Consider the following 8453-nt stretch of genomic DNA (forward strand, 5'->3'; position numbering starts at 1 on the left):
AAAAAACCTCCAGCATCAGGATTTGAGTCATAATATCTCTTCGGGAAATAGCCAACTTCTATATTCAATTTTCCGCCCCCTTAGTTCCAATGTATTCATTTATTAAGGTTGATAATCTTTAACTCTTTATAAGTAAATCTGTCTTGAAAAGACAACTTTCTACTATCATACTACTTATTGAAATGTTATCACTTCGATGTTTAATCATATCCAAGAAATGAAACCAACTCAAATAATGGGGTAGGTATTTTGTTGCTACTCCATTAAGTCGTTGTATCCAACCTTTTAATAGAATGTGATAATTATTAACATTTTGGATATGATAAATCCCTCTTACACGTTCTGCACCGTCTGATTTAAAACAGTAGTGTTCCAATCCTTTATTTCTTGCCTAGGTGAAAATGCCCTCCAAGCATCGGTGCAAAGTGTATTGTCCGACGACAATTCATTGCCGATAGCGATGTTGTTCCACAGTCAGAATTATTTAACATAGCTTAAATAAAAAACTAGACCGACATTAGAATATCTCGGTCTAGTGAATTCGAAGCTGATTCTTTTCATGAAAAGGAAAGGTGATAACTCATTTACTTTTTACCCGGCTTGGTGAATTGCTGACCAATTGCACCTATTATTAAAATGATGATCGAAATGAGACTGTAATCCTTGAAAAAGGTCGTAAATGGAATTTCCAGAAACAAGAACGCCATCGTAATCAATCGTCCTATAAGAAGAATCATTCCGATAACTACCATCCAATTAAATAATTTCCCCAAAAAACCCATCTTTTCCTCCTTCCCCAATCAAATGATGACTTTCATGGTATCATCTTTCTACAAGAATAAATATCCGGCATGCTGAAAATCCTTCAGCCTGACATGTCGTTCCGTGCCCCATTACTCGGAGGCATCTTTGGAGATAGGTTTTCCGGCTTCGATCAACACTTTGCTGCCCAGCAGGAAAAAACCTTGAATGAACAGCAATATACCAGTTCCTATAAGGAGCCATTCTATTTTAATGATGTCGGATATCGGTCCGAATACAAGCATTCCCAGGGGCATCATGGAAGTCGAGATCATTCCTAAAACACCAAATACCCTCCCAAGAAGATCACCCTCGATTTTCACCTGTAACAAGACCATGGACGGCGTATTAAAAATGGGCATCGCCAATCCCACTACCCCCATGATGATCAAGTAAATCCAGAAAACCGGGATGATTCCAAGAGCGAAAGTACAGGCACCAATTATAAGGCTTGCAAGTGTCATCGTATGGATCTTGTTTTTAAAGCCTCCCCAGGAAGCCATGAAAATCCCGCCTAGCATCATACCGATGGCAAAGGTGATTTCTATCGCAGTCAACCGCCAAACATCATTCCCGAAAGAGCGTGTGACTTGAAGCGGTGTTAGGAATGCAACTGGTGCGGCAAGCACGAAGAAAAATGCGAAAAACATAAAGAACTTCTTAAGAAAGTCGTGATTCCTGATATAAATGAAGCCTTCTTGCAAATCGGTGAAATAGCTGGTTGTTTGCTTTTGTAATGCCTTCGAATGTGCTGGAATTTTCAAAAAGGCCAGCAATGTGAAGATGGCAATTGCAGCTGTAATCACATCAATGAAGAAAATGGTTTCGATTGAAGCCATCGTAAGCAGCGCGCCGCTCACCATGGGGGAAACGAGCATCACTAGCGCTTGAATGCTTCCATTTGTCCCGTTCACCTTCGTAAGCTTATCCTCTGGCACAAGTTGCGGGAGAATGGCCCCGACTGCAGGAGTCTGGATCCCAGTTCCGATTGCGCGGACAGCGGACATGACGAAAAGCAGCCAAAGCTCATCGTAGCCGATTAAAAACAAGATGGCCAATACGAGCGTTGAAATGGCAATCAAAGAATCCGAAAGAATGATCAGTATCTTCCGATTATAGCGGTCTGCCCATACCCCCGCGATTGGGGAGAGTATGAAGGTGGGCACGAAACCACAAACGATGGATATCGTCATCATGACACCCGACTGTGTATTCAATGTGATATACCACATGATGGCATACTGGACCAAGGACGAGCCAAAGAGGGATATCGTCTGACTGCCTAGAAAAAGAGTGATATTCTTTTTCCAATTGTCCTTTACTTGTTCATTTAATGATTTCATCTCTTAAACACCTCATTCTATTTTCAATATTTGTTCTTAATGCCCTAAAAAAAACACAGGCTATTTGCCTGTGTTTAGAGTAAATGGATCAGAACCTATCTAAAGAAACCTGAGAGGATGACTATTTTCACGATAAAAAATCAATCTCCCACTGGCCTTCGGTTTGGTCAATACAATGAAGAATCTCAGATCTATCCAAAATGACCCTTGGATAGGTAATGTAATTCTCCCTTTATATAAATTCTTCCATTTTAAATTCAACTGGAATCGTGAAAACCTATGATCACAAAGGTTGCCCCGGCTACAGCTGGACACAAAAAAAAGAGGTTGGGTCTCTTTTTTCTTAAATGCGTAAAATGAAGGTTTCCTTAAAAATAGACAGACCATTCCCATTTACCCTGCGGACGGCAGAGCTCTTGAACGTATTCAATTAACGGTTCAAAGATTGGAAACGCAGTCTGATATATGTCACAAGGAAAACCTCCATTTCTTAAAAGTTAAAGTCATCTTAACATGGAGCAAACCGGAATATCAATAAAAAACTTCCTTCATGGCAGAAGCATCACTTCGGCTTTGGCCGAAATTCATTGTTCCGCTTCCTTATGTATCCTGCTGCCTGTCACACATTCATTATCCATCCATTCGTTTGACGGCAGCCGTATATTCCTTATGCCATTTTTCCCATTCATCCATTGGGAAGTCCTGATGGTGTCCATCAAGTAAATCACTAAACATACCTAGGCAAATATGCCAGCCTGCCAAATCTTTTGATGTATGATCATTAACTGGCGTAATGGATTCTTTCAATACCAATGAGCATCCATCCTTTTCAGGGGATACCTCGAAACGAACCCAGCCGTCCCCCCATTCAAAATCTAAAACGGCAGATTCCCGGAAGTCCCTGATCTTCATATCAAAAGATTTCCCTGACCCATCATTGAAATTGAATTTTATCGTCCCATCTTTTCGGAGGTCCTTCATTTCCAGGTTGGACATCCACTTTTCCAACTTATCATTCTCCGTTAAAGCACCCCATACCTTTTCAACCGAATGATTGAGCAGGCGATCGAATCTTGCGATAATCCCATTACCATCTTTTTCGATTGAAGCTTGCACTTGGATTCCCCCCATTCAATTCGTTACCCGAGATTATTTTTATAATAAAAAATGGTCGGTTGGAATTCACCATTTGCAGATTTCGCATATTCAGGAATCCTGCCTGCCTGAATATATCCCAATGAGGTATACAGGAGATTTGAAGGATCTCCTTCCCTCGTATCCAGGACCAATAATGTCCGCCTTTCCTGTTTGGCCTTCTTCTCAGCCTCTAGCATGAGTGAACGTCCTATGCCATTTCTTCTATAACCAGTATGCGTCATTAATTTTGCGATTTCCGCTCGATGGCCGCCATTTTGCTTTGAACATAAATGTAACTGTACACTCCCGACAATCTTACCCTGTAACTTAGCGACTAATAAAATCACATCAGGATTTATGGCATTACTCCAATAATCAATCGCCTCAGACCGTTCCATGGGTGGTAAAAAACCGATGGACGCACCATCATCCACCACTTGCACCAAAAGGTCAGACAGTTCATTAAGATGGTCTTCGATTGATGTTTTTTGTTCGATTTTCACATCGGCGTTCACAGTAATCACACCTTTCTCAGTCATATTCACCATCCCTGGCGCTTTGATAAAGTAGTAATGTGAGCCAGATGATGGCGTCCGTGCCATGCATAAATTCCTATATTTTCACCGACTGTCACCTCTCCTGAATCAGGATGGATGAATGTTCTGCTCAGGTCGTCTGCATGAAGCCCCGATAAAAGTTTGCCCATGCGGATATGTACAGCTTCGATTAGTGATAGAGAAACTTCAACCGGCAAATCAGAATCAGGCAGCTCTGCCCATTTCCCTTCCTCGTACGGTTTAATGACAGGATTTTCTTCCGTAAGGGCCAATTTGAAGCGAATATACGCATTCATATGACTATCCGCAACATGATGCACCACTTGGCGGACCGTCCATCCTCCAGGACGATAAGCCGTATCAAGCTGTTCATCATCCATGTTTCCTACCGCTTCCCGCAGGATCTGAGGCAAGGCTTCAATCTCGTTGAGCCACCCTTCGGCTACACCACTAGTAATTTCCCCGTCAAACTGAAACTTCCCGACCGGGTATCTTAAATCCATCTTCATTCCCCCTTGATGTTCAATAAAAATAGCATCTATATATATTCTTTATCGATTAAGACAAATCCTTTTTCCGGCATACTTTGCTTTGCTCTACTGCTCATCACTAAATATCAGAAATTTAATCCATATCATTAGCGCGTATACTATTTCCTCATTTAGCAATCATAAACAAATGAATGGCATTTTGCATCAATCCAATCTTTAAACAATGGAAATGGGGATAGGATCATATTGAAGAAAATTAGTTCGATACAAACCCTGAGCATCTTCTTTTTATCAATCGGCCTTCTTAATCACGTTATTTTGATCCCTTTCCTCCTATCCACCGGCGGAAGGGATGCTTGGTTTTTTTCTGTCATTACGATTGGGTTGATCCCGATTTGGGTCTACATATTATCGAGGATAATCAAGAATATGAATAATCAATCCCTGACGGATTGGCTTGAAAATAGATTTGGAAAACCTATTAAAAATATCGCTTTATTCTTTATAGTGCTCTACCTGATCAGCCTTGTTTTGGCGACTACAAAGGAAACGATAGATTGGATCACTACAAGCTTTCTTTTTGAAACCCCAAGTTTAGCGATTATCATTCCGTTTACACTGCTATGTATCTTCCTTGCCCATTCAGGTATGCGCTCCATTGCCATTTGCGCTTCTGTATTATTGCCCATAGTCATCATTCTTGGCATTTTCGTCGCGACCGGAAATATGCCGACAAAAGACTACAGCCACCTCCTTCCCCTTTTCGAGAATGGCTATTTTCATGGTGTTAAGAGCTTTCTATATACTGGTTATGGCCTTGCCGAACTGATTTTACTGGCTTTCTTTCAGGAAAATATTTCTGATAAGATCAGTCGGAAAGTATTGGTTTTCATATGCCTCGGATTAGTGTTCCTACTTCTCGGCCCATTAACAGCTGCACTCGCTGAATTCGGGCCGACCTTAGCCGAAGCCATGAGGTATCCTGCCTATGAACAGTGGCGGCTGCTGACTATTGGAAAATATATCGAACATACAGATTTCTTTTCCATTTATCAATGGCTTGCTGGGGCCTATATTCGTGTTTCACTGGCTTTATTCTTAATAACTGAAGTCTTTAATAAAAAAACGAACCAAATGAAGCTGGGAATTCTCTTCGCTGTAGGCTTTCTTATGGTGATCGTCTCCATCGTTCCCTACAGTAATTTCAAGTTCTTGCATATAACCCAAACCTTTTACTACCCTGGTGCTCTTTATTTCCTGATACTTTTGTCCGCCTTTTTGTTTATCGGCACTTTCATTAGTTCTAAGGAGGGTAAAAAACATGAGAATGAAACGATCCAAAAATGAGCCAACCCTCCCTGAATTAAGGGAGGAGACATTTCGAGAGTTATTCAGTTCAAGCTCAGATATCTTATTTGACAAGATTTATATCGGAGAAACCGAAAGGCCCATTCCAATCCTTATTTTTTACTGCTCGGGTATGGCTGATATCAGTTTACTGAACGAAGGAATTTTAGAAAAGTTAAATAAAATGATGCAATTGGATGAGAGAATAGATGCAGAAAAGGTTATCAACAAGCTAAAACCATTGGTGGATTTGACGAAAGTGACCATTGATAGTGAATTCATTAGTGTCCAACAGCAGATTTTCTCCGGGAATGCTCTATTGTTCATACCGCTAACACAAGATTTATTTTCCATTAATTTGTCCAAAGTTCCGAACCGGCAGCCTGAGGAGTCCTCCTTCGAGGTCTCGGTAAGGGGGCCAAGAGATGGATTTGTCGAAGATTTATCCATGAATACAGCTTTAATCAGAAAGCGGCTAAAAACCAAATCGCTTGCCTATGAAGACTTTATCGTTGGCAGGCGCAGTCAAACGAAAGTCGCACTAATGTACATGGATGACATCATCGATAAAGAACTTGTTAAAAATGTAAGATCGAAAATCAACTCCCTTGATATTGATATTTTGGTGAGCAGCCAACAATTGGAGGAATTAATCACTAACAGTAAATTTAGTATATTTCCACTCACTCATTATACGAGTCGCCCCGATTTTGTAGTCGAAGCACTCAATCAAGGAAGATTCATTCTAATCGTGGACGGTATGCCAACGATAATCGTGGCCCCTTCTACTTTACTATTGCAAATAAAAACCGCAGAAGATTCGAATCTTCCTTTTCTATTTGTAAGCCTTGAGCGACTTCTTCGCTTTATGGGGCTTGGCATTACCGTTTTATTGCCGGGGTTTTGGATATCGATTTCCGCTTTCAATATTGAACAGGTGCCGTTCCCGTTACTAGCCACGATAACCCTTTCAAGGCTGGGACTTCCCTTATCTGCCACGATGGAATTCATTCTCATGCTCATTTTATTTGAATTATTCCGTGAATCAGGGGTCAGGTTACCTAAAGCGGTTGGGCAGACAGTTGCAGTTGTAGGAGGTCTCATTGTCGGTGATGCTGCAATTAGGGCAGGACTGACCTCGCAAACCATGCTTGTGGTCACCGCCGTAACCTCAGTTGCATCTTATACACTTGTAAACCAGTCTTTAACAGGTGCCGTTACCGTTCTGCGAATGTTTGTGCTGTTACTAAGCTGCATTTATGGAATCTATGGCTTGATAATCGGTTTCCTTTCCATTGTCACATTACTATCCAGGCTTGATTCATTCGGTCTTCCATATATTGGAGGAATGAACCCGCTAAGGATCACAAAAATACTGGATTCATTCATAAAGAGGCCATGGAATTCCATCAGTAAACGATCTTTGGCAGCTGATGATAAGACGAGAAAGGGGCAGTAAGGCATGTTCCGCATCTGTAAAATTTGGTTGACCCTACATTTAATCCTATTACTTTCAGGCTGTTGGGATGAAAAAACAATCCAGGACTTTCATTATATAACAGCCATCGGGTTAGATTTCCAAGATGGGGAATACATAGTTTATACGCAACTTGTAGACTTCGCTGCGGTAGCTAAAACGGAATCGAAGCCGACTCAAGCCCCTCCCGTATATGTAGGGAAACAAAAAGGACGGTCCATTTCAATCGCCATTAATCAACTAATGCGCAATACTCAACAGTCTCTCTATATAGGGCATGTATCCACATTTGTAATCAGTGAAAATGTTTTGAATCGGCAAAGCACAGAAATAGTGGATTATATTTACAGAAACCAATTGCTTAGATACTCAGCCAATATTTTTGCCACAAAAAGTTCAATGGATGAGCTATTTTCCATTAACGGCTTTTTTAATTTGTCGCCTTTATACACGACATTATATTTTCCGGATGATGTATACCGGATTAGATCATTCATCCAACCCATTACGGTCCAAAGGTATTATTCCAATCAGCGGGAAAAAGCATCTACAACCATTTTACCCTCCATTTCCTGGAACGATAAAGTTTGGAAGGAAAAAGATAAAAATCGAAAAAGTCTCTATATGGATGGTGCATTTGTCATTTACTATAAAGTGTCCCAGCCCTGGTTCTCTGAAAAAGAATTGAGCGGTGTCCGCTGGCTCACTAAAAGGACCAACAAAACTCCAGTGAACATCATCATGAATAAGCAAGACATCTATGCCTCTTTCTCCCATCCGGATCATAAAGTAAAACCTGTTCTCAAGGATGGAAAGTACAAATTCGATATTCAAATTAACGTATCCGGCAAAATACTGGGGCTTGATACCCAAATCGATATCGAGAAAATAAAACGCAAATTCGAAAGCCAAATAAAAAAAGAAATCCAAACAACGTTTAAAACAGGGCTCCAAAAGAACGCAGACCCTTTAAACTTAGGCAACACCCTTTATATCAAAGAAACAAAATACTGGCAAAAGAATCATTTAAAAGAGCCGAAGGATTATTTAGATAAGGATTCAATACACGATATAGATGTAAAGGTACATATCCTTAACACAGGCGGATTAGAAGCTAAACCACTCGAGTAAAGTTGGCTTATCTCACGAGTATTTGCTCCAATTTCACGAGTAAATCGACTAAACTCACGAGTATTTGCTCCAAACTCACGAGTAAATCGACTAAACTCACGAGTAAACGCTGATATCTCATGAGATTGCTGCTGCATTCTATGGATAATGCTCCTTTCACGAGTAAATT

At 40.7% G+C, this 8453-nt stretch carries 8 protein-coding genes and 1 pseudogene; 3 read left to right on the forward strand and 6 right to left on the reverse strand.

Going from position 1 to position 8453, the window contains the following annotated elements:
* Positions 1 to 95: 95 nt before the first annotated feature.
* The 6 genes and pseudogenes from ADA55_RS28745 to ADA55_RS19575 all read right to left on the reverse strand — a co-directional run.
* Positions 96 to 459 (reverse strand): annotated as a pseudogene (locus ADA55_RS28745) (IS1595 family transposase); the annotation flags it as partial.
* A 125-nt stretch (positions 460 to 584) separates the two neighbouring features.
* Complete coding sequence (locus tag ADA55_RS19555) at positions 585 to 782, reverse strand: hypothetical protein (protein WP_048686936.1); 198 nt, start codon at positions 780 to 782, stop codon at positions 585 to 587.
* Between the two features lie 111 nt (positions 783 to 893).
* On the reverse strand, positions 894 to 2144 hold the full coding sequence (locus tag ADA55_RS19560) for an MFS transporter (protein ID WP_048686938.1): 1251 nt from the start codon (positions 2142 to 2144) through the stop codon (positions 894 to 896).
* 630 nt (positions 2145 to 2774) lie between these two features.
* Positions 2775 to 3260: an SRPBCC family protein gene (locus ADA55_RS19565; protein WP_048686940.1), complete on the reverse strand. Its 486-nt coding sequence runs from the start codon at positions 3258 to 3260 to the stop codon at positions 2775 to 2777.
* 23 nt (positions 3261 to 3283) lie between these two features.
* Positions 3284 to 3820 (reverse strand): GNAT family N-acetyltransferase, encoded by a 537-nt coding sequence (locus tag ADA55_RS19570; RefSeq protein ID WP_048686942.1) that lies wholly within the window; start codon positions 3818 to 3820, stop codon positions 3284 to 3286.
* Between the two features lie 2 nt (positions 3821 to 3822).
* On the reverse strand, positions 3823 to 4341 hold the full coding sequence (locus tag ADA55_RS19575) for a YfiT family bacillithiol transferase (protein WP_081088691.1): 519 nt from the start codon (positions 4339 to 4341) through the stop codon (positions 3823 to 3825).
* A 234-nt stretch (positions 4342 to 4575) separates the two neighbouring features.
* Here ADA55_RS19575 and ADA55_RS19580 point away from each other — a divergent pair, with 234 nt between their 5' ends.
* Genes ADA55_RS19580 through ADA55_RS19590 form a run of 3 tightly spaced genes read left to right on the forward strand, consistent with a single transcriptional unit; the run spans position 4576 to position 8284 of the window.
* Complete coding sequence (locus tag ADA55_RS19580) at positions 4576 to 5676, forward strand: GerAB/ArcD/ProY family transporter (RefSeq protein ID WP_048686948.1); 1101 nt, start codon at positions 4576 to 4578, stop codon at positions 5674 to 5676.
* The gene (locus ADA55_RS19585) at positions 5651 to 7135 is read left to right on the forward strand and encodes a spore germination protein (RefSeq protein ID WP_053087434.1); all 1485 of its coding nucleotides are present in this window, start codon (positions 5651 to 5653) and stop codon (positions 7133 to 7135) included. The genes ADA55_RS19580 and ADA55_RS19585 overlap by 26 nt, the downstream gene beginning before the upstream one ends.
* A gap of 3 nt (positions 7136 to 7138) precedes the next feature.
* The gene (locus ADA55_RS19590) at positions 7139 to 8284 is read left to right on the forward strand and encodes a Ger(x)C family spore germination protein (protein ID WP_048686950.1); all 1146 of its coding nucleotides are present in this window, start codon (positions 7139 to 7141) and stop codon (positions 8282 to 8284) included.
* Positions 8285 to 8453: the final 169 nt, after the last annotated feature.

The organism is Bacillus sp. 220_BSPC (assembly GCF_001054655.1).
Lineage (GTDB): Bacteria > Bacillota > Bacilli > Bacillales > DSM-1321 > Peribacillus > Peribacillus frigoritolerans.

What these genes read in the sequence shown, in the direction of transcription:
- ADA55_RS19555 (WP_048686936.1), bottom strand. Translation starts at nt 782, where the DNA reads ATGGGTTTTTTGGGGAAATTATTTAATTGGATGGTAGTTATCGGAATG.
- ADA55_RS19560 (WP_048686938.1), bottom strand. Translation starts at nt 2,144, where the DNA reads ATGAAATCATTAAATGAACAAGTAAAGGACAATTGGAAAAAGAATATC.
- ADA55_RS19570 (WP_048686942.1), bottom strand. Translation starts at nt 3,820, where the DNA reads ATGACTGAGAAAGGTGTGATTACTGTGAACGCCGATGTGAAAATCGAA.
- ADA55_RS19575 (WP_081088691.1), bottom strand. Translation starts at nt 4,341, where the DNA reads ATGGATTTAAGATACCCGGTCGGGAAGTTTCAGTTTGACGGGGAAATT.
- ADA55_RS19585 (WP_053087434.1), top strand. Translation starts at nt 5,651, where the DNA reads ATGAGAATGAAACGATCCAAAAATGAGCCAACCCTCCCTGAATTAAGG.
- ADA55_RS19590 (WP_048686950.1), top strand. Translation starts at nt 7,139, where the DNA reads ATGTTCCGCATCTGTAAAATTTGGTTGACCCTACATTTAATCCTATTA.